This window comes from Ensifer sp. Root31 (genome assembly GCF_001424825.1).
Lineage (GTDB): Bacteria > Pseudomonadota > Alphaproteobacteria > Rhizobiales > Rhizobiaceae > Ensifer > Ensifer canadensis.
The window spans coordinates 77,871-97,054 of sequence record NZ_LMCO01000066.1 but is presented as its reverse complement, the minus strand read 5'-3'; the positions used below and the strand labels follow the sequence as shown (position 1 = coordinate 97,054).

The 19,184-nt window shown below is 61.0% G+C and carries 14 protein-coding genes, 3 tRNA genes and 1 riboswitch; of the genes, 14 read left to right on the top strand and 3 right to left on the bottom strand.

The genetic code is table 11. The features are described 5' to 3' along the window. The first annotated feature begins 22 nt into the window (after nt 1-22). The 4 genes from lon (at nt 23) to ASD00_RS34730 (ending at nt 6,596) form a co-directional block, all read left to right on the top strand. The gene (gene lon, locus ASD00_RS34745) at nt 23-2,443 is read left to right on the top strand and encodes an endopeptidase La (RefSeq protein ID WP_025426571.1); all 2,421 of its coding nucleotides are present in this window, start codon (nt 23-25) and stop codon (nt 2,441-2,443) included. 222 nt (nt 2,444-2,665) lie between these two features. Then, entirely contained in the window at nt 2,666-2,941 is a 276-nt protein-coding gene (gene hupB, locus ASD00_RS34740) for a DNA-binding protein HupB (protein WP_025426572.1), read from the top strand. 122 nt (nt 2,942-3,063) lie between these two features. Then, a riboswitch (FMN riboswitch) is annotated at nt 3,064-3,316 on the top strand. Between the two features lie 86 nt (nt 3,317-3,402). After that, nucleotides 3,403-4,302: a DMT family transporter gene (locus ASD00_RS34735; RefSeq protein WP_057211431.1), complete on the top strand. Its 900-nt coding sequence runs from the start codon at nt 3,403-3,405 to the stop codon at nt 4,300-4,302. A 98-nt stretch (nt 4,303-4,400) separates the two neighbouring features. Further along, the gene (locus tag ASD00_RS34730; protein WP_057211430.1) at nt 4,401-6,596 is read left to right on the top strand and encodes an esterase-like activity of phytase family protein; all 2,196 of its coding nucleotides are present in this window, start codon (nt 4,401-4,403) and stop codon (nt 6,594-6,596) included. 94 nt (nt 6,597-6,690) lie between these two features. Here the strand turns inward: ASD00_RS34730 and ASD00_RS34725 are convergent, their stop codons facing one another. Both ASD00_RS34725 and ASD00_RS34720 read right to left on the bottom strand, forming a co-directional pair. Further along, a complete protein-coding gene (locus ASD00_RS34725) occupies nt 6,691-7,164 on the bottom strand; it encodes a MarR family transcriptional regulator (protein WP_025426575.1) in 474 nt (157 codons plus the stop codon). A gap of 183 nt (nt 7,165-7,347) precedes the next feature. Further along, on the bottom strand, nt 7,348-9,186 hold the full coding sequence (locus ASD00_RS34720; RefSeq protein ID WP_025426576.1) for a HAMP domain-containing methyl-accepting chemotaxis protein: 1,839 nt from the start codon (nt 9,184-9,186) through the stop codon (nt 7,348-7,350). Nucleotides 9,187-9,562: 376 nt separating this feature from the next. Here ASD00_RS34720 and ASD00_RS34715 point away from each other — a divergent pair, with 376 nt between their 5' ends. Genes ASD00_RS34715 through ASD00_RS34705 form a run of 3 tightly spaced genes read left to right on the top strand, consistent with a single transcriptional unit; the run spans nt 9,563 to nt 14,752 of the window. Then, nucleotides 9,563-10,840 carry an exonuclease SbcCD subunit D gene (locus ASD00_RS34715; RefSeq protein WP_057211429.1) on the top strand — a complete coding sequence of 426 codons (1,278 nt, stop codon included), beginning with the start codon at nt 9,563-9,565 and terminating at the stop codon, nt 10,838-10,840. Beyond that, nucleotides 10,840-14,301, top strand: coding sequence for an AAA family ATPase (locus ASD00_RS34710; protein ID WP_057211428.1), 3,462 nt, complete (start codon nt 10,840-10,842; stop codon nt 14,299-14,301). The genes ASD00_RS34715 and ASD00_RS34710 overlap by 1 nt, the downstream gene beginning before the upstream one ends. A gap of 52 nt (nt 14,302-14,353) precedes the next feature. Further along, nucleotides 14,354-14,752 (top strand): cupin domain-containing protein, encoded by a 399-nt coding sequence (locus ASD00_RS34705; RefSeq protein ID WP_025426579.1) that lies wholly within the window; start codon nt 14,354-14,356, stop codon nt 14,750-14,752. 298 nt (nt 14,753-15,050) lie between these two features. Here the strand turns inward: ASD00_RS34705 and ASD00_RS34700 are convergent. After that, a tRNA-Val gene (locus tag ASD00_RS34700) sits at nt 15,051-15,126 on the bottom strand. Between the two features lie 461 nt (nt 15,127-15,587). On the opposite strand from ASD00_RS34700, the gene ASD00_RS34695 reads away from it, so the two are divergent. The 7 genes from ASD00_RS34695 to ASD00_RS34665 all read left to right on the top strand — a co-directional run bounded on the left by ASD00_RS34695 (nt 15,588) and on the right by ASD00_RS34665 (nt 19,172). Then, a tRNA-Asp gene (locus tag ASD00_RS34695) sits at nt 15,588-15,664 on the top strand. Between the two features lie 75 nt (nt 15,665-15,739). Further along, nucleotides 15,740-15,816, top strand: a tRNA-Asp gene (locus tag ASD00_RS34690). 295 nt (nt 15,817-16,111) lie between these two features. Then, nucleotides 16,112-16,477 carry an NADH-quinone oxidoreductase subunit A gene (locus ASD00_RS34685; RefSeq protein WP_025426580.1) on the top strand — a complete coding sequence of 122 codons (366 nt, stop codon included), beginning with the start codon at nt 16,112-16,114 and terminating at the stop codon, nt 16,475-16,477. After that, nucleotides 16,468-17,046, top strand: coding sequence for an NADH-quinone oxidoreductase subunit B (locus tag ASD00_RS34680; protein WP_025426581.1), 579 nt, complete (start codon nt 16,468-16,470; stop codon nt 17,044-17,046). Before ASD00_RS34685 ends, ASD00_RS34680 begins: the two co-directional genes overlap by 10 nt. Nucleotides 17,047-17,064: 18 nt before the next feature. Continuing rightward, nucleotides 17,065-17,670 carry an NADH-quinone oxidoreductase subunit C gene (locus ASD00_RS34675; RefSeq protein ID WP_025426582.1) on the top strand — a complete coding sequence of 202 codons (606 nt, stop codon included), beginning with the start codon at nt 17,065-17,067 and terminating at the stop codon, nt 17,668-17,670. Between the two features lie 57 nt (nt 17,671-17,727). Beyond that, a complete protein-coding gene (locus tag ASD00_RS34670) occupies nt 17,728-18,918 on the top strand; it encodes an NADH-quinone oxidoreductase subunit D (protein WP_025426583.1) in 1,191 nt (396 codons plus the stop codon). Then, nucleotides 18,918-19,172: a hypothetical protein gene (locus tag ASD00_RS34665; RefSeq protein ID WP_025426584.1), complete on the top strand. Its 255-nt coding sequence runs from the start codon at nt 18,918-18,920 to the stop codon at nt 19,170-19,172. The genes ASD00_RS34670 and ASD00_RS34665 overlap by 1 nt, the downstream gene beginning before the upstream one ends. Nucleotides 19,173-19,184 lie beyond the last annotated feature (12 nt).

The window sequence follows — 19,184 nt, the reverse complement described above, 5'->3', positions numbered from 1 at the left end:
ATCGGGACGGAAAGGAAATGACATGACGAGCAAAACGTCTCCGGCGACTGAAAGCGCGACCTATCCGGTCTTGCCGCTTCGCGACATTGTAGTCTTCCCGCACATGATCGTGCCGCTCTTTGTCGGCCGTGAAAAGTCCATCCGTGCGCTTGAAGAAGTCATGGGGACCGACAAGCAGATCATGCTTGCCACCCAGATCAACGCGACGGACGACGATCCGGAAGCCTCGGCGATCTACCAGGTGGGCACGATTGCCAATGTCCTGCAGCTCCTGAAGCTGCCCGACGGCACCGTCAAGGTGCTGGTCGAAGGGCGCACGCGCGCCAAGATCGACAGCTACACGCCGCGCGAAGAATTCTACGAAGCGTCCGCACAGGCGCTCGACGAGCCGGAAGAAGATCCGGTCGAGATCGAGGCGCTCAGCCGCTCGGTCGTCTCCGAATTCGAAAGCTACGTGAAACTCAACAAGAAGATTTCTCCGGAAGTCGTCGGCGTCGCGAGCCAGATCGAAGATTATTCGAAGCTTGCCGACACCGTCGCATCGCATCTATCGATCAAGATCGTCGAAAAGCAGGAAATGCTGGAAACCACCAGCGTGAAGATGCGCCTGGAAAAGGCGCTCGGCTTCATGGAAGGTGAGATCTCCGTCCTGCAGGTGGAAAAGCGTATCCGTTCGCGCGTCAAGCGCCAGATGGAGAAGACCCAACGCGAGTACTACCTCAACGAACAGATGAAGGCGATCCAGAAGGAACTCGGCGACGGTGAAGACGGCCGCGACGAGATGGCCGAAATCGAAGAGCGCATCGCCAAGACCAAGCTTTCCAAGGAAGCGCGCGAAAAGGCCGACGCCGAGCTGAAGAAGCTGCGCCAGATGAGCCCGATGTCGGCGGAAGCAACCGTCGTGCGCAACTATCTGGATTGGCTGCTTGGCATGCCGTGGGGCAAGAAGTCCAAGATCAAGACCGATCTGAACCATGCCGAGGAAGTGCTCAACGTCGATCACTTCGGCCTCGACAAGGTCAAGGAGCGCATCGTCGAATATCTCGCCGTCCAGGCCCGTTCGACGAAGATCAAAGGCCCGATCCTGTGCCTCGTCGGCCCTCCGGGCGTCGGCAAGACTTCGCTTGCCAAGTCGATCGCCAAGGCGACCGGCCGCGAATACGTGCGCATGGCGCTGGGTGGCGTTCGTGACGAAGCCGAAATCCGCGGTCACCGCCGCACCTACATTGGCTCGATGCCCGGCAAGGTCGTCCAGTCGATGAAGAAGGCGAAGAAGTCCAACCCGCTCTTCCTGTTCGACGAGATCGACAAGATGGGCCAGGACTTCCGTGGCGACCCGTCCTCGGCTCTGCTGGAGGTGCTGGATCCAGAACAGAACTCGACCTTCATGGATCACTACCTTGAAGTCGAATACGATCTGTCCAACGTGATGTTCATCACCACGGCGAACACGCTGAACATTCCGGCGCCGCTGATGGACCGCATGGAAGTGATCCGTATTGCCGGCTACACCGAAGAGGAAAAGCTGGAAATCGCCAAGCGGCACCTGCTGCCGAAGGCGATCCGCGATCACGCGCTGCAGCCGAAAGAGTTTTCGGTCACCGACGGTGCGCTGATGGCGATCATCCAGACCTACACACGCGAAGCCGGCGTTCGTAACTTCGAGCGCGAACTGATGAAGCTCGCCCGCAAGGCGGTAACCGAGATCATCAAGGGCAAGGCCAAGGCAGTGGCAGTCACTGCCGGCAACATCCAGGACTACCTTGGCGTACCGCGTTATCGTCACGGCGAAGCCGAACGCGACGATCAGGTCGGTGTGGTCACAGGTCTTGCCTGGACCGAGGTCGGCGGCGAACTGCTGACGATCGAAGGCGTCATGATGCCCGGCAAGGGCCGCATGACCGTCACCGGCAACCTGCGCGACGTGATGAAGGAATCGATTTCGGCGGCGGCATCCTATGTCCGCTCGCGGGCGATCGACTTCGGCATTGAGCCGCCGCTGTTCGACAAGCGCGACATCCACGTGCACTTGCCGGAAGGCGCGACGCCCAAGGATGGCCCGTCGGCCGGTGTTGCCATGGCAACAGCGATCGTCTCTGTCATGACCGGTATTCCGATCTCCAAGGACGTGGCGATGACGGGTGAGATCACCCTTCGCGGCCGCGTGCTGCCGATCGGAGGACTGAAGGAAAAACTGCTGGCGGCCGTTCGCGGCGGCATCAAGAAGGTGCTGATCCCCGAGGAAAACGCCAAGGATCTCGCCGAGATCCCGGACAACGTGAAGAACGTGCTGGAGATCATCCCCGTTTCGCGGATGGGTGAAGTGCTCGAGCACGCTCTGGTCCGCGTCCCGGAGCCGATCGAATGGGACCCGGCAAATGAGCCGGCAACCGTCGCCGCGGTTGATTCGCAGGACGAAGCGGGCGCTTCCATCGCCCACTGATTGACAGGACCGGGCGGGTGCAATTGTGTTCCCGTCAGGCCCATTTGGCAGAAAAACAAGGAAGACCGGCCTCTGGCCGGTCTTTTTTGTTGTAAAAGCATGCTGCAAGCCTTGCATTCCAAGGGATTAGGCGCAATTGGGAATGGCAAGACGCGGGCGATGCGCAAGCCGCCGCGGCTTAAAAACACAGTCGTTTCGAACCATTTTGAAAGGGGTGGAAACATGAACAAAAATGAGCTCGTGTCTGCCGTTGCTGAGAAGGCCGGACTTTCCAAGACCGACGCATCTTCCGCAGTTGATGCAGTTTTCGAGACCATCCAGGCTGAACTTAAGGACGGTGGCGACATTCGCCTCGTCGGTTTCGGCAACTTCTCCGTTTCGCGTCGCGAAGCCTCCAAGGGCCGCAACCCGTCCACGGGCGCTGAAGTTGACATCCCGGCACGCAACGTTCCGAAGTTCACGGCCGGCAAGGGCCTGAAGGATGCCGTTAACGGCTGATAGGTTTGCTTGACGGCCGGATACGAGGCCGGCCGTCCAAGTCTTGAAGGGTTCGGTTCACGCCGGACCCTTTTGCGTTTCGGCTGCCCTTGCAGCAGCGCGGTCTTTGGTCTACGGCTCAGCCCTGTTCTCAGGGCGGGGTGAAACTCCCCACCGGCGGTAAGGGCTCAGCGCCGCGCGTCAAATATGACGCGCAACGGACGCTGTGACACTTGAAAGCTGCTGCATAATTTTCTCCTTAAATCGGATTGGATTTAAGGAATTATGCAGCAGGCCCAAGCCCGCGAGCACTTCAGGCGCTGTCGTGTCGGAAGGTTAGCAGATCCGGTGCGATTCCGGAGCCGACGGTCACAGTCCGGATGAAAGAGAATGATCGTGGGTGCGACGGGCGGGCGGTCCGTCGTCGCATCCTGCGCTCATGTGTCCTGATTTGTGTAGGTCCCTGTTTGCGGATGAAGGACATGAGCGAGACGACCCAAGCACTTTTCACCTCCCGTGCCATGGCCGGTGCGGCCTGGATGATACTGGCCGGCGTCGCCTTTGCTCTCCTGAATGTCGTCACGCAATGGATGACGATGCAACTCGGCTTTTCCGCCACCTCGACTGCCTTCTGGCAATATGCATTTGCACTCGTCTTCTCCCTGCCGTTCCTGTTTCGCGCCGGCCTGTCGGCCATGCGCACCGATTACCCCTGGCGTCACGTCATTCGCGTTGCCTTTGCGGCGCTCGGCGTAGGGGCCTGGGTTTCGGGCCTGGCTTCTGTTCCGATCTGGCAGGCGATCGCGCTGGTGATGACATCGCCATTTTTCATCATTCTTGGTGCGCGGCTCTTCCTGGGCGAACGCGTTGGTCCGGCACGCTGGGCAGCGGCGGCAGTCGGCTTTGCCGGCGCCACGATCATCCTGCAGCCCTGGTCGGAAAGCTTCACCCGGGCAGCGCTGCTGCCGGTTTTCTCGGCGCTGCTCTGGGGGGCGGCGTCGCTGATCACCAAGAGCCTGACAGGCATCGAGCGCCCTGAGACGATAACGGTCTGGTTGCTCGTGCTTCTGACGCCGATCAATGGTGTGCTGGCGCTGTCGGCAGGGTTTGTCGTGCCGAGTGGAACTATCCTTGCGCTATTGGTGCTGGCGGGGCTTTTGACCGTGGTGGCACAGTATCTGTTGACGCTTGCCTATACCGTCGCAGACGCAGCGTATGTGCAGCCTTTCGACGATCTCAAGCTACCGCTCAACGTTCTCGCCGGCTGGCTCGTCTTCGGTTATGCGCCGAGCGGCTATCTGTGGCTGGGGGCGGTCCTGATCCTCGGCGCCTCGCTTTTCATCATGCGCAACGAGATGAAACGCGAGCGCGCGACCGCGTAAGACAACGCTGCACAACAAAGGCGCGGGACTGTCATGCGCCTGTCATCGCCATCCCGCAGAACCCCCTTGTTTTGAATATTCGACATGGGGGATTTTTCATGACCATTTCATCATGCAGAACGGCACTTGCCGCCATACTTCTTGCGTCCGTTGCCTTTCCGGCTGCCGCCGAACCGGTGTTCAATCGTATTGCGTCCTTCGCCGTTGCCGACAATCTGCCGGAGGGCGATGCCCGCAAGGACGCGACATCCGCGGAAATCATTACCGCCACCGAAGACGGCAATACGCTGATCTATTCCGATAGCCCGGGCAAGCGCATCGGCCTTATCGATATCACCGACGCCAAGGCGCCGAAGGCGGCCGGTATCGTGTCGTTCGATGGCGAGCCGACCTCGGTAACCGTCGCCGGTACCAAGGCCCTGATCGCGGTCAACACACGCGAAAGCTTCACCAAGCCTTCCGGCTTTCTCGCTACCGTCGACGTTGCCTCGAAGAAGGTCGAGTCGACCTGCGATCTCGGCGGCCAGCCGGACTCCGTCGCGGTCAACAAGGACCGGACCATTGCTGCGATCGCGATCGAGAATGAGCGCGATGAAGAGGTCAACGACGGCAAGATCCCGCAGATGCCTGCCGGCGACCTGGTGATCCTGTCTCTGAAGGATGGTGGTGCCGATTGCGCGACGATCAAGCACGTGACCCTCACCGGTCTTGCCGAGGTTGCAGGCGACGACCCGGAGCCGGAATTCGTGTCCTTCAACGGCAAGGACGAGATTGCGCTGACGCTGCAGGAGAACAACCACATCGTCATCATCGACGGCAAGTCGGCGACGGTAAAGACGCATTTCTCCGCTGGCGCGGTCGACCTTAGGGACATCGACGCCAAGCGTGACGGCGCTATCGCCTTCATGGACGAGCAACCGGGCCGCAAGCGCGAGCCTGACGCCGTCAAGTGGCTCGACGACAATCGCATCGTCGTCGCCAACGAAGGTGACTATGAGGGCGGTTCGCGCGGCTTCACCATCTTCGATACGGCCGGTAAGGTCCTGTTCGAATCGGGTGCGAGTTTCGAACACGAGATCGCTTCGATCGGCCACTATCCCGAGAAGCGCTCGTCGGCCAAGGGCGTCGAGCCGGAAGGCCTCGAGGCTGCCAAGTTCGGCGAAGACAATCTGTTCTTCGTGCTTGCCGAACGTGCATCCGTCGTCGGCGTTTACAAGGACACCGGCGCCGAGCCGGAACTGCTGCAATTGCTGCCGTCGGGCATCTCGCCGGAGGGTGCCGTCGCGATCCCGTCGCGCAATCTGCTTGCGACCACCAACGAGGTCGATCTCGGCGAAGACGGCGGCGCTCGCTCGCATGTGATGATCTACGAGCGTGGCGAAGGTGAAGCCGCCTATCCGCAGATCCGTTCGGCGGACAAGGATGGTCTGCCGGTGGGCTTCGGAGCCTTGTCGGGCCTCGCAGCCGTTGCCGACAAGCCGGGCTTCCTGCGCGCAGTCAACGATTCGGTTTATGCATCGCAGCCGACCATCTTCACCATCGATGCGACGCAGAAGCCGGCGTTGATCACCGAGACGCTTCGGATCACCCGCGATGGCGCCCCGGCACAGAAGCTCGACATCGAAGGCATCGCCAATGATGGGGAAGGGGGCTTCTGGCTCGCTTCGGAAGGCAACGCCGACAAGCTCTACAGCCACGCGCTGCTGCGTGTGAACAAGAAGGGCGAGATCAAGAAGGAGATCGCCCTGCCCGAAACTCTGCGTGCAGGCGAGAGCCGCTTCGGCTTCGAGGGTGTAACGGTTGTCGGCGAAGGCGACGATCAGGTTCTCTGGATGGCCGTCCAGCGCGAATGGAAGGACGACGAGAAGGGCTTCGTCAAGCTCGTCTCCTACAAGCCGTCGAGCGAGGAATGGGGTGCTGTGCGTTATCCGCTCGAGAAGGCGGATGGCGGCTGGGTCGGCCTGTCGGAAATCTCCGTCCACGGCGATTATGCCTATATCATCGAGCGAGACAACCTGATCGGCCAGGCAGCCAAGCTGAAGAAGCTCTACCGTGTCGCCCTTGCCGACCTGAAGCCGGCAGCCCTTGGCGGCGAGCTTCCTGTCGTCAAGAAGGAAGAGGTTCGCGACCTCCTTCCCGATCTGAGGGCCCTGAAGGGTTACGTCGTCGACAAGGTCGAAGGCTTCACCGTCGATGCCGCCGGCAACGGCTATGTCGTCACCGACAATGACGGCGTCGACGATTCCTCCGGCGAGACACTGTTCTTCTCCATCGGTGCCATCGACGCGATGTAATCGTCGGGCCAGGAGAAAAACGAAAGAGGCCGGGACATGACGTCCCGGCCTCTTTCTGTTTCGGCTATCTGTAAAGGCTGGGGGAAGGGCGGGCCTAGCGAGCGACCGCAATCTGTGCTGCTTCGGCCTCATCCTTGCGCTTGCGAATTTCGTCGGTCTTGTCGACGAGTTTGCCGACGATATCGAAGAGCTGACCGAGCTCCTTGTCGTCGAGCGCGGAGAAGATCTCCTCGATCAGCTGTTTGCGCGGGTGTTCGGCTGCCTCCAGGATCACGCGTCCCGTGTCGGTGATCGAGACGATCTTGGCGCGGCGATCCTCGGGATCGGGTTTGCGCATCACCAATCGGTCGCGCTCGAGGCCGTCGATCGCTTCGGTGACGGTGCGCGGCGCAAAGTTCAGCGCGCAGGCGATATCCGTCGAGCGACAGGGGCCGAGCTTGCTCAGGAAGAACAGGAATTTGCTCCGCGCCAGCGAAACGCCTTCCTCCGTCATCGACTCGTTCACGAGCCGGTGGACGCGGTGATAAAGCTCAAACAGTCTGTCGGAAACTTCGAATGTCTTCTTCATGATCATCGTTGGAAAATTGTGAGGTGCCATGTCAAATGGCAGCAACATTATTGATAGTTACAATTGCTACATTTGTCGACTAAAACCTCTGCAATTTCACGGTAACGACCTCCGCAAGCAAGAAACGGCCTCCGTTTCCGGAGGCCGTTTCACTTGTAGTGCCAAGAATTTCACCCGTTCGGACTATGCTGCCCGGCGCGATGAGCCGGTCCAAGGCGCGTAACCGTGGCCCGAATCCTGGGCCAATGTGAAGCGAGCGATCAGTTCGCGAAGACGGCCGGCCTCCTGTGCCAGCGTCGCGCTTGCGGCGTTCGCCTCTTCGACCATTGCGGCGTTCTGCTGGGTCACCTGGTCCATCTGGTTGACGGCGGTGTTGACCTCGGAAAGCCCGGCGGACTGTTCCTGTGCCGAAACGGCGATCGCGTCCATGTGCTGGTTGATCGTGACGATAAAGCCTTCGATCGTGCGCAGAGCCTCGCCGGTTTCACGCACGAGTTTGACGCCGCTCTGCACTTCCACCGCTGAATTGCGGATCAGGTCCTTGATCTCCTTGGCGGCATTGGCCGAACGCTGTGCGAGTTCGCGCACTTCCTGGGCGACGACGGCAAATCCCTTGCCGGCATCACCGGCGCGCGCTGCTTCCACGCCGGCATTCAGCGCCAGCAGGTTGGTCTGGAAGGCGATTTCGTCGATGACGCCGATGATGTTGGAGATTTGGCTCGACGAATGCTCGATGCGGCCCATGGCGTCGATTGCGCCGGAGACGATGGCGCCGGACTTGTGGGCGCTTTCGTTTGCCTGGCTGGCAATGGCGCGGGCTTCGTTGGTGCGCTTGGACGAGCTGCCGACATTGACCGTGATCTGGTCGAGGGCGGCTGCCGTTTCTTCCAGCGACGCGGCCTGCTGTTCGGTGCGACGTGACAGATCGTCGGCGCTCTGGCTGACTTCGCGTGCACCGCTGTCGATGCTGCCCGAGCTGGAGGAGACGGCAGCCAGTGTATCGGCCAGCTGGGCAACGGCCTGGTTGAGGTCGTGACGCAGCTGTTCGAAATCCGGTGCGAAAGGTTCGTTGAGCTGGAAGGCGAGATCGCCGGCCGCCAGGCGGCGAAGACCGGTTGCAAGGCCGGCTGTCGCTTCCTGCAGACGGAGCTGTGCGGCCGCCTCGGCCTCTTCGGTCACGCGGTGACGCTCGGCCTCTGCCTGCGAACGCTGGACCTTGGCATCTTCCTCGAGCTGAAGATTGGAGATGGCCGCCTCGCGGAAGACCTCGACGGCGCGCGCCATCTCGCCGATCTCGTCCTTGCGCACGCCATAGGGAATGGCGGTGGCCGTATCGCCATTTGCGAGACCTGCCATCGAGCGGGTGATGATCTGGATTGGACGGGCAATGCCGCGGATTGCGTAGAAAATAGCGCCGAGGACGATGAGAGCCGCAACCGCGATGACAGCCATTTCGATCATACGGATCTGGTCGTGCGTGGTGGAGCTGTCAGCAACGGCAGCGTCGGCGCCGGCCAGATTGAGCGCGCGCATTTCCTTGATCGCCTGGTCGACCTGCTGTTCCCTCTCGCGCATCTCGACCTTGAACACGCTTTGCGCCTTCATATTCTCGAGATTGTTGGAGAGCTTGACCATGCCGGCGGAAACCGAGAGGTAGGCCTCATAGGCGCTCTTGACCTTTTCAAGTGCTGCCTTGTCGGCGTCGTTGACCATCAGGGCGGCGTATTCGTCCGAAAGCTTGTTGAAGCCATCTACGGTTTCGCCGATGACCTTCTCGGCCGCCTTCTTCTCGAAGGGGGTCAGCGAGATCAGGTGCCGGGCAAACGACATGCGTGTGTCCGAAAGCTGGGTTTCCAGTGCGCGCGAGAGCGAGACACGCGGCAGCCACGTGGTGGCAATCTCGTTGTTGCGCTCGTTCATCATCTTGATGCCGCCAAGCGAGGCGACGGCCAGAACGGTGACGATGAGGCCAACCATCAGGAAAAGGGCAATAAGGGTGTGTGATATCTTTAGGCGCGACATGAATAACTCCGGAGGAACGGCGTCCGTAAAAGCTTGTGCATGAATAAGTCGTTCCGGCTCTTGATCGTCATGACGGAGCGGATGCCGAAGCAGGGAGTCATTCCTGTGCTTGGCCGCACGCAAAATGCAGCCGAGCGGAACCTAGCCAACAAGTTCTTACAAAAGCGCTAATCGATTAAAGTGAGTATAATCTGATATTTGCACATAGGGGCGCGCGCTTTTGCGGCAGAACGTTTCAAGTCGAAACTCCAGTCATTACGTATGAGCGCTGGCTTTACTTAACTGCCCTGAAATAACGGCGAGTGACGGGCGCATCCGCGTGGATGACGGTGTCCGGCGCATTGACGGGTGCTGCTCCCACGGGCCATGGTCGGCCATGTCCTTCCGCTTCGTTCACACCGCCGATCTTCATCTTGATTCCCCGCTGCGCAGCCTTGCGCTTCGAAATGCCGAGCTCGCCGACATCGTGCGCGGTGCGACCAGGCAAGCGCTTGTGAGGATCGTCGATCTTTGCCTTGCCGAAGAGGTCGATGCCTTGCTGATCGCCGGCGACCTTTATGATGGCAGCCAGACCTCGATGAACACCGCGCTGTTTCTCGCTGGCGAACTGCGCCGGCTCGACGAGGCCGGCATCCGGGTCTTCATCATCCGCGGCAATCACGATGCCCAATCGCAAGTGACGAACGAGCTGACGCTCTCGCCATCGACACACGTCTTCAAGGGCCGCGGCAAGGCAGTCCTCGCAAAGACGCTGGAGAGCGGCCGCGATGTCTATATCCATGGTGTGAGCTTTGCGAACGCCCATGCGTCGGAAAGCTTGCTGCCGTCCTTTCAGTCACCGGTCGCCGACGCGATCAATATCGGCATGTTGCACACGAGCCTCGCCGGCGCTGCCGGCCATGACCTCTATGCTCCCTGCAGCGTGGCGGATCTCCAGGCGCACGGCTTCGACTATTGGGCGCTCGGCCATGTCCATCAGCGTCAGGTCCATGCCAGCGAACCTTTCGTCGTCATGCCGGGCATGCCGCAGGGGCGCGACATCAACGAAGCCGACAGCAAGGGCGTGACGTTGGTGACGGTGACCGACGAAGGGCGGGTTTCGATCGAGGAGCGGGCAATCGGCCTTGCCACCTTCGAGCGGATCAGCCTTGACCTCACCGGCGTTTCCGAGTGGGGCGATATGCTTGATACGGTCGGGAACGCTTTCTTGCAGTCGCGCGAGACGACCGCTGCCGACAATGTGATCTTCCGCCTGACACTGACTGGCGCGACGCCGCTTTCCTGGCGCATGCGCCGTGATGGCGATCTGCTCCGGGCCGAGATCGACAATGTGGCTGCGGGCAACGGCGGCTGCTGGGTCGAGAAAATCGAGCTCGATTGCCGCAGTCCTGGTGCAGAGGCGGGGGCGGTTATGGCTGATCCGGTCGACGAACTGGCGGCCCTTGTCGGCAGCGATGTCCTGCCGGCCCACGGTTTCCGTCAGGAAGTGCGCTCTGCGGTCGAGGAATTGCTGCAGCAGTTGCCGCCGGACCTGCGCCAGGTTCTGGCGCCGGATGAGGCGGCGGTCGAAAGACTGGCGTTCGATGCCGGTGTCTCCGGTGCTGCGGAGGTGCTCGCACACCTTCATGGCAATGCAGGCGAGGGTTCACGCTGATGCGGCTGCGCGAACTCGACCTGGTGCGGTACGGCAAGTTTACCGAGCGGCGCCTCGACTTCGGTCCGGCGATATCAGGTAGGCCAGACCTGCATATCGTTTACGGCCCGAACGAGGCCGGCAAGTCGACGCTGTTTTCGGGCTTCCTCGACCTGCTCTTCGGCATCGAGCATTACAGCTCCTACGGCTTTCTGCACGCCTATCAGACGATGCGGGTTGGCGGCACGATCGAGGCGGCCGGCCGCACCCATCAGGCCTTCCGGATAAAGCGCAAGACCAACACGCTGGTCGGTGCCGACGATCAGCCGTTGCCGGACAATCTGTTTTCCGCCGCGCTCGGCTCGATCGACCGCGCGACCTACCGCATGATGTTCTCGCTCGACGACGACAGTATCGAGCAGGGAGGGGAGGCGATCCTGAAGAGCGAGGGCGAACTCGGCTCCCTGCTCTTTTCCGCCAGTTCAGGTCTGCCGGACAGCGCTGCGATCCTGTCTATCCTGCGCGCCGAGGCGGATGCCTTCTATCGACCCCAGGCACGCAAGCATCAGCTTTCCGAGCTGAAGGCCGAACTCGATGCGTTGAAAGTCGAGCGCAACGGGCTGGACGTCAATGCGCGTGAATATGCATCGCTGCGCAAGACGCTTCTTGCCGCCCGCGAGCGCCACGACGCGGCCATGGCGCGGCGCGTCGAACTGCGAGTGGAGCGCGATCGCCTGCGAGCGCAGATCGATGCCTTGCCGCTCTTCCGGCGCCTGTGTGGCTTGCGCATTGATCTGGCAAAGGCGCCGGCCTTGCCGCCAGCGCCGGCCGAGTGGGCCGCAGAACTGCCCGCACTGCGACGGCGCGACATCGAAATTGCGACCAGGTTGCGTCAACTCGCGGACGAAAGTCGCCGTCGGCAGGAAGAGCTGGAGGTCCTGCCGCATGACAAGGCGGCCCTCATCCTGGTGGAACGTTTGAACGCGCTGCAGGAGACGGCGCTCGATGCGCGTTACGTCACAGCCGCGCGCGACATGCCCGCACGGATCGACGAACTGTCGCGGACAAATATCGAAATTTCTGCCTGCCTCGTTAGGCTCGGCGAGCGCGGCGACCAGGATCCGGCATCGCTGCTGTTGCCGACGGCCACAGGCGCTCGCCTGCAGGAACTCTCACGGCGGCATTCCGCGTTGCAGGAGCGTGCGGCATCGGCTCGACAGGAGGCGGATGGGGCAAAACGGATGGAGCGGGAGGCGACAGACGAGCTGGCGCGGCTGCAGGCCGAACGCAGCTCGGCCATCGATCCGAGCGCGTTTGTCGAGCGCTTGCGGCGTGTTCGGCAGGATGATTGCTCCCTGCGCCTGCAGGCCACCCGACAAGTGCTCGAACGCCTGGATGCAGAGCTTGCCGACAAGCTGGCGGCTTTGAAACCCTATTCAGGCAGCGCCGATGATCTGCTTGGCCTGACTGTGCCCGCTGCCGGCACGATCGAGACCTGGCGACGCGACACGGCGGCGCAGGACCAAAGGCGCCTGCGCCTTGCCGACCGCGTCGCGAGCGAAACTGAACAACTGGCCGGAGAGGAAGCTCGCCTCGCGGCCCTGATTGCTTCGGGCGGCGCCCTTGACGACCGGGCGTCCATCGAGATTCGCCAGCAGCGACAACACGCCTGGGAGCGGCACAAGGTCCGGTTGGATGCGACGACTGCGGAAATCTTTGAGGACGCGTTGGGTCGCGACGACGATGCGACGGCATTGCGGCTCGCCGAGGCAGCAAAGGTCGCGGATATGCGCTCGCTCGCTTTGTCGATCGCCGAGCGCCGGGCGCGTCTTGATGAGCTTGGGCGACAACAATGCTCGCTCGCCGAGGAGGCGTCTGCACTTGCACAGGCGGTCAAAGCAACAGCCTCTGCAAGCGGTTTACCTGACGTCACGCAGTTGACGCAGCTGGAAGCCTGGCTCGTGTCCCGGCTCGCGGCGCTCGATGTCCGCACACAACAGCGTTCTACGCGGCTGGAGCTCGATCGCGCCCAGGCCGACGAGAATGACGCGCGCGATGTTCTGAAGGATTCACTTGCCGAGATCGGTGTGACCGAGCGTTTGCCGCAACGGCTCGACGATCTCATGGCCTTTGCCGAGAATGCTGTCGGGCAGGCCCAGGCGGCTTTTTCTGCCGGCAAGGCGGCGCGCGAGGCGGTCCGACGTTCCAGTGACGCGCTGGAGCAGCGTAAGTCGATCTTGGCGCAAGCCGAGGACGCCCTGTGCTCCTGGCGGGAGCAATGGGACGATCTGCTCTCAACCACCTGGCTTGCCGGTCGGCCGGAACAGCTGCTGCCGGATCAAATCGCCCCCATGCTCGCGGTCTTGCAGGATCTCGACAAGCTGGTGCAGCGCAAGGCCGATCTCGATCACCGCGTCGCCGGCATGCGCAAGGATCAAGTGGCTTTTGAAGCGGCGATCGCAAATCTTGCCGGTGTGCCCGACACCGGAGATACGCTTGCGATTTTCGCCGCCATGAAGGCGCGTGCCGCAGAGGCTGAAAAGCAGGAGGATCGGCGCGCTACGCTGTTGACGGAGCTTGCCCGCCTTGAGGAGGAGAAACGCAGCGTTGCTGCCGAGCAGGATCTTCACATTGCCCGCAAACGTCTGGTCCTCGACTTCTTCGACTGCGAGACATTGGATGAAGCCGGCTTGCGGCTCGACGCTTCCCGCGAGCAGGAACGGCTGCGCCAGCGCATTGCCGAATCGGAGGCCGACCTTGCGCAGCGCCTTGGTGTCGCCCGCAGCGAAGACGCCGAGGCGTTGCTGGCTGCGCTTGACGACGAAGCGGTGCGGCTGGAACTGGCTCGCGTCGAGGCGCTGCTTGAAGAGAGCGACCGTGATGTAAGTGAATTGCACGCCGACATGCGGACGAAGGAAGGGGCGCTCGCCAATATCGCCGGCGACGACGCTGTCGCAGCACTCGATCAGCGTCGCCGCACGCTGCTTCTGGAGATCGAGGCCAAGGCGCTCGGCTATCTCAAGCTGAGAGCCGGCCTGATCGCCGCCGAGCAGGCACTCCGGCTCTTTCGCGAGCGCCATCGCAGCGGCATGATGCGGCGCGCCTCGGAAACCTTCAGCCGCATCAGCGGTGGAGAATATTCCAGCCTGTCGGCGCAGGCCGACAAGGGTCAGGAATTCCTGATTGCCAACGCCGCAACTGGCGGGTCCAAGCTGGCGCGCGATCTTTCCAAGGGGACGCGCTTTCAGCTTTATCTGTCGCTCAGGATCGCCGGCTATCACGAGGTCGCCGCGGCGCGCGAAACCTTGCCCTTCATCGCAGACGACATCATGGAGACGTTTGACGACGGCCGCGCCGGTCGCGCCTTCGAGCTGATGGCGGATATGGCCCGCGTCGGGCAGGTGATCTACCTGACGCACCACGAGCATCTTTGCGATATTGCCCGAACGGCGTGCCCGGAAGTGACTATCCACAGGTTATGATGCCGACATGCCGTCGGCGAATGATCGTGACGGAAACCCGGAGGAACGGCAGATGGAAATCATACCCAGCGGATCGCGAGCGTCGACACGACCCTCGGCCGACTACTTCACCGGGACAGTCAGGCAGGATCCCGTCATCGAGGCAGCAGAGCCGGCCCGTGTGCGCGCCGTCAACGTGACCTTCGAGCCCGGCGCGCGGACCGCATGGCATACGCATCCGCTTGGGCAGACGCTGGTGGTGACATCGGGCAGAGGCCTGGCGCAGGTCTGGGGCGAGCCGGTGCGTGAGATTCGTACGGGAGACGTGGTCTGGTTTCCGCCAGGCGAAAAACATTGGCACGGTGCCGCGCCTGACACGGCCATGGTTCACCTCGCCATCCAGGAAGCGCTCGACGGCAAGGCGGTCGACTGGCTGGAGCATGTCACCGACGAACAGTATCGCGGCAGCTAGCTGATTCTTTTGCTCGTCTGCTGCTTTGCGATTCGTGACGAATCTGTCGCCAGCGCGTTCACAGCGCACGTGGCGTAAGGATCGCTTTCAACAAATTCGGTTGCATCGCGCGAAAGGCGCAGGTCGCTCTATCGTCGAAGCCTGTGCGGGCGTTTGCCTTGGGTCACGGTACCGACAGCTCGATCTGATGAACGCCTGAACACAGGAAGCGCAGAATTTTGGCCACGGACAGTTCGACAGTGAAAACATGAACGCAAATGCGCTTGTTGAGTCGGCGGTGGAAGTTCCAAGGAAAAAATGGTGGGCGATGAGAGACTCGAACTCCCGACATCCTCGGTGTAAACGAGGCGCTCTACCAACTGAGCTAATCGCCCTTCAGCGTTCGGACCGGATGTGTCCGCCGCGTCGGTGGCCGTGATCTAGGCGTAACCGAAAAAAACCGCAAGAGCATTTCCGTCGTTTTTTTGATTTTTTTTGCACGAGGCGACAAAAGTGCAGGAGTTGCCGGGTTTTCACATTGTGGAAAAAAGCGGAGAGCGGCGACTGTGGAAAAAGGTGATTGGCCACGCGACGACTTTCATCCGAATCCATCAGTCGCTGGCATGTATCTGTGCATTGTCTTTCCTCACGCCAGAGCCGGCTGCTGCGCAAAGGGCAGGGGCCTGGGGAGGTCGAGGGCGGCTTTGACATTGCCTGTGGATCAAAATTGGCTCCGTTATGGATTTGTCTCCAAACACGCTTGACACCCAAATGCGAACCGCTTAGTTAGCCGCTCATCGAACGGGCAAGCCCGCTCGGTGCCGGGGCGGAAACGCTCCAGCCACTTCAAGATGATGCGGGTGTAGCTCAGTCGGTTAGAGTGCCGGCCTGTCACGCCGGAGGTCGCGGGTTCGAGCCCCGTCACTCGCGCCATTCTTGACATGGTTTGACTTGAGGCATTCTCACGAAGCGCCGATGGTGGTAATACTGACCCCTTGGGTCATATGCGCGGGTGTAGCTCAGTCGGTTAGAGTGCCGGCCTGTCACGCCGGAGGTCGCGGGTTCGAGCCCCGTCACTCGCGCCATTTACCTCTTGATTCCTCCGATACAACGTCACTGCAAATTCTGTTTTTTGCAGTGCGGCAATCTGTCCTTCTGGCGTCGCTTTTACCGTAAAGTCTGCCCGTGCCTGCAAATCAGCGCTTTGCCGCGACACGTCGTCCAATCCTGTGCCGCGAACCGGTTTAAATGGCCCTCGAAGGCTTGCGCGCAAGCGCGGGCTGCGCTAACCACTCTGGCGTTGCAACATATTTTTCGGCCTGCGAGATTTGTTGTTTGGCGCTCTCCCATGCGCCCTCCCGCAGGCAGGGACGGATAACAATGACTGAACTTCTCGGTTCCTATGTTCCGATCGCGATTTTCATTGGAATCGCACTTGTGATCGGCGTGGCACTTTTGATTGCCCCCTTCGCCGTCGCGTTCAAGGCGCCTGATTCGGAAAAGCTGTCGGCCTACGAATGCGGTTTCAATGCGTTCGACGACGCTCGAATGAAGTTCGACATTCGTTTCTATCTTGTGTCGATCCTCTTCATCATCTTCGACTTGGAAGTCGCCTTCCTCTTTCCGTGGGCCGTCTCGTTCCACCAGCTGGGCTGGTTCGGATTCTGGTCCATGATGGTCTTCCTCAGTGTGCTGACGATCGGCTTTATCTATGAATGGAAGAAGGGAGCGCTGGAATGGAACTAGCATCCGGCACCACGCTCGTTGCGCCCAAGCCGAAGGGGATCATCGATCCCTCGACCGGCAAGCCGATCGGCAGCAATGATGCATTCTTCGGCGAGATCAACAATGAGCTCGCCGACAAGGGTTTTCTGGTTACGTCGACCGACGAGCTCATCAATTGGGCGCGCACTGGTTCGCTGATGTGGATGACCTTCGGTCTTGCCTGCTGCGCCGTCGAGATGATGCAGATGTCGATGCCGCGTTACGACGCCGAGCGCTTCGGCTTCGCGCCGCGCGCTTCACCGCGCCAGTCCGATGTGATGATCGTCGCCGGCACCCTGACCAACAAGATGGCGCCAGCGCTCCGCAAGGTCTACGACCAGATGCCGGAGCCGCGTTACGTGATCTCGATGGGCTCGTGTGCCAATGGCGGCGGCTACTATCACTATTCCTATTCCGTCGTGCGTGGCTGCGACCGTGTCGTGCCCGTTGATATCTATGTGCCAGGCTGTCCTCCCACAGCAGAAGCGCTGCTTTACGGCGTGCTTTTGCTGCAGAAGAAGATCCGCCGGACCGGCACGATCGAACGCTAAGGGTAGGGGGTCCTTAACATGAGTGAAGCCCTGAACGAGCTTGCCTCCTATCTGCGCGAGACGCGCAGCCAGCTGATTTCGGATGCCGCCATCAACTACGGCGAACTGACGCTGACGACGACGGCTGCAAACCTGATCGAGCTCTTGACGTTCCTGCGCGACGACGTGCAGTGCGCCTTCATCAACTTCGTCGATGTTTGCGGTGTCGACTGGCCTCAGCGGCCGGACCGTTTCGATGTCGTCTACCACCTGCTGTCGCCACGCCAGAATTTCCGCGTGCGCATCAAGGTTGCGACCGGTGAAGGCGAGCCTGTGCCGTCGGCCACCAGCGTCTTTCCGGGCGCCGACTGGTTCGAACGCGAAGCCTACGACATGTATGGCATTCTGTTTACCGGCCATCCGGACCTGCGTCGCATCCTGACGGACTACGGTTTCGAAGGGCATCCGCTGCGCAAGGACTTCCCGGTCACCGGGTTTGTCGAGGTTCGCTATGATGACGAAGCCAAGCGCGTCATCTATGAGCCCGTTGAACTGAAGCAGGAATTCCGTAACTTCGACTTCCTCTCCCCGTGGGAAGGGACGGAATACGTCCTGCCCGGCGACGAGAAGGCGAAAGCACGGTGAGACTAAGTCGGCCCGCGGCGACCCTTTGAGGGCGCCGTCCGGCCTGGAGCAATCGGTATGACCGAACATAACGTCCGCAATTTCAACATCAACTTTGGTCCGCAGCATCCGGCGGCGCACGGCGTTCTTCGTCTGGTGCTCGAGCTTGATGGCGAAATCGTCGAGCGTGTCGACCCGCATATCGGTCTGCTGCATCGCGGCACCGAAAAGCTGATCGAAACCAAGACCTATCTGCAGGCGATTCCCTATTTCGATCGGCTCGACTACGTCGCGCCGATGAACCAGGAGCATGCTTTTGCGCTTGCAGTGGAAAAGCTGACCGGAACCGAAGTTCCGATCCGCGGCCAGCTGATCCGCGTTCTCTATTCGGAAATCGGCCGTATCCTGTCGCATCTTCTGAACGTGACCACGCAGGCCATGGACGTCGGCGCGCTGACGCCGCCGCTCTGGGGCTTCGAGGAGCGCGAAAAGCTGATGGTGTTCTATGAGCGTGCCTGCGGCGCGCGCATGCACTCGGCCTATTTCCGTCCCGGCGGCGTGCACCAGGATCTGCCGCATGAGCTGGTCGAGGATATCGGCAAGTGGATCGACCCGTTCCTCAAGACCGTCGACGATATCGACGAGCTTCTGACTGGCAACCGCATCTTCAAGCAGCGCAACGTCGACATCGGCGTCGTCAAGCTGGAAGACGCCTGGGCCTGGGGTTTCTCGGGCGTGATGGTTCGCGGTTCCGGCGCTGCCTGGGACCTGCGCCGTTCGCAGCCCTACGAATGCTATTCGGACATGGATTTCGACATTCCGATCGGCAAGAACGGTGACTGCTTCGATCGTTACCTCATCCGCATGATCGAAATGCGCGAGTCGGCCAAGATCATGCGTCAGTGCGTGAACCGTCTGCTCGGCGATGCCAAGATTGGCCCGGTCTCGTCGATGGACGGTAAGATCGTTCCGCCAAAACGTGGTGAGATGAAGCGCTCGATGGAAGCGCTGATCCACCACTTCAAGCTCTACACCGAAGGCTACCACGTGCCGGCCGGCGAGGTTTATACAGCCGTTGAAGCGCCCAAGGGCGAATTCGGCGTCTATCTCGTCTCCGACGGTAGCAACAAGCCCTATCGCTGCAAGATCCGTGCCCCGGGCTACGCGCATCTGCAGGCGATGGACTTCCTCTGTCGCGGACACCAGCTTGCCGACGTGTCAGCCGTGCTGGGCTCCCTCGATATCGTGTTCGGTGAGGTGGATCGCTGATGCGTTTCGCGCCCCTGGCAATGGCAGGATTTCTTATGCTTGCGACGGCGGCATCCGCACAGGATTCCGTCAACAGCGAAGCGTCTGCCGCGATGCGTGGGGGCTCGATGGCCGATCTCGTGGCCAAGGGCTACGAGATCAAGGCGGCCGTGGCCAACGGCACGCGCTACATCGTATTTTTACAAAAAGACCAGTCAGCCTATGCCTGCGAATTCGTTTCGGTGACGAAATCGCGGTGTGGGTCGATTAACTGATAAGGTGTCGTG

What these genes read in the sequence shown, in the direction of transcription:
- lon (WP_025426571.1), top strand. Translation starts at nt 23, where the DNA reads ATGACGAGCAAAACGTCTCCGGCGACTGAAAGCGCGACCTATCCGGTC.
- ASD00_RS34730 (WP_057211430.1), top strand. Translation starts at nt 4,401, where the DNA reads ATGACCATTTCATCATGCAGAACGGCACTTGCCGCCATACTTCTTGCG.
- ASD00_RS34715 (WP_057211429.1), top strand. Translation starts at nt 9,563, where the DNA reads ATGTCCTTCCGCTTCGTTCACACCGCCGATCTTCATCTTGATTCCCCG.
- ASD00_RS34705 (WP_025426579.1), top strand. Translation starts at nt 14,354, where the DNA reads ATGGAAATCATACCCAGCGGATCGCGAGCGTCGACACGACCCTCGGCC.
- ASD00_RS34720 (WP_025426576.1), bottom strand. Translation starts at nt 9,186, where the DNA reads ATGTCGCGCCTAAAGATATCACACACCCTTATTGCCCTTTTCCTGATG.
- ASD00_RS34685 (WP_025426580.1), top strand. Translation starts at nt 16,112, where the DNA reads ATGACTGAACTTCTCGGTTCCTATGTTCCGATCGCGATTTTCATTGGA.
- hupB (WP_025426572.1), top strand. Translation starts at nt 2,666, where the DNA reads ATGAACAAAAATGAGCTCGTGTCTGCCGTTGCTGAGAAGGCCGGACTT.
- ASD00_RS34710 (WP_057211428.1), top strand. Translation starts at nt 10,840, where the DNA reads ATGCGGCTGCGCGAACTCGACCTGGTGCGGTACGGCAAGTTTACCGAG.
- ASD00_RS34725 (WP_025426575.1), bottom strand. Translation starts at nt 7,164, where the DNA reads ATGAAGAAGACATTCGAAGTTTCCGACAGACTGTTTGAGCTTTATCAC.
- ASD00_RS34665 (WP_025426584.1), top strand. Translation starts at nt 18,918, where the DNA reads ATGCGTTTCGCGCCCCTGGCAATGGCAGGATTTCTTATGCTTGCGACG.
- ASD00_RS34735 (WP_057211431.1), top strand. Translation starts at nt 3,403, where the DNA reads ATGAGCGAGACGACCCAAGCACTTTTCACCTCCCGTGCCATGGCCGGT.
- ASD00_RS34675 (WP_025426582.1), top strand. Translation starts at nt 17,065, where the DNA reads ATGAGTGAAGCCCTGAACGAGCTTGCCTCCTATCTGCGCGAGACGCGC.
- ASD00_RS34670 (WP_025426583.1), top strand. Translation starts at nt 17,728, where the DNA reads ATGACCGAACATAACGTCCGCAATTTCAACATCAACTTTGGTCCGCAG.
- ASD00_RS34680 (WP_025426581.1), top strand. Translation starts at nt 16,468, where the DNA reads ATGGAACTAGCATCCGGCACCACGCTCGTTGCGCCCAAGCCGAAGGGG.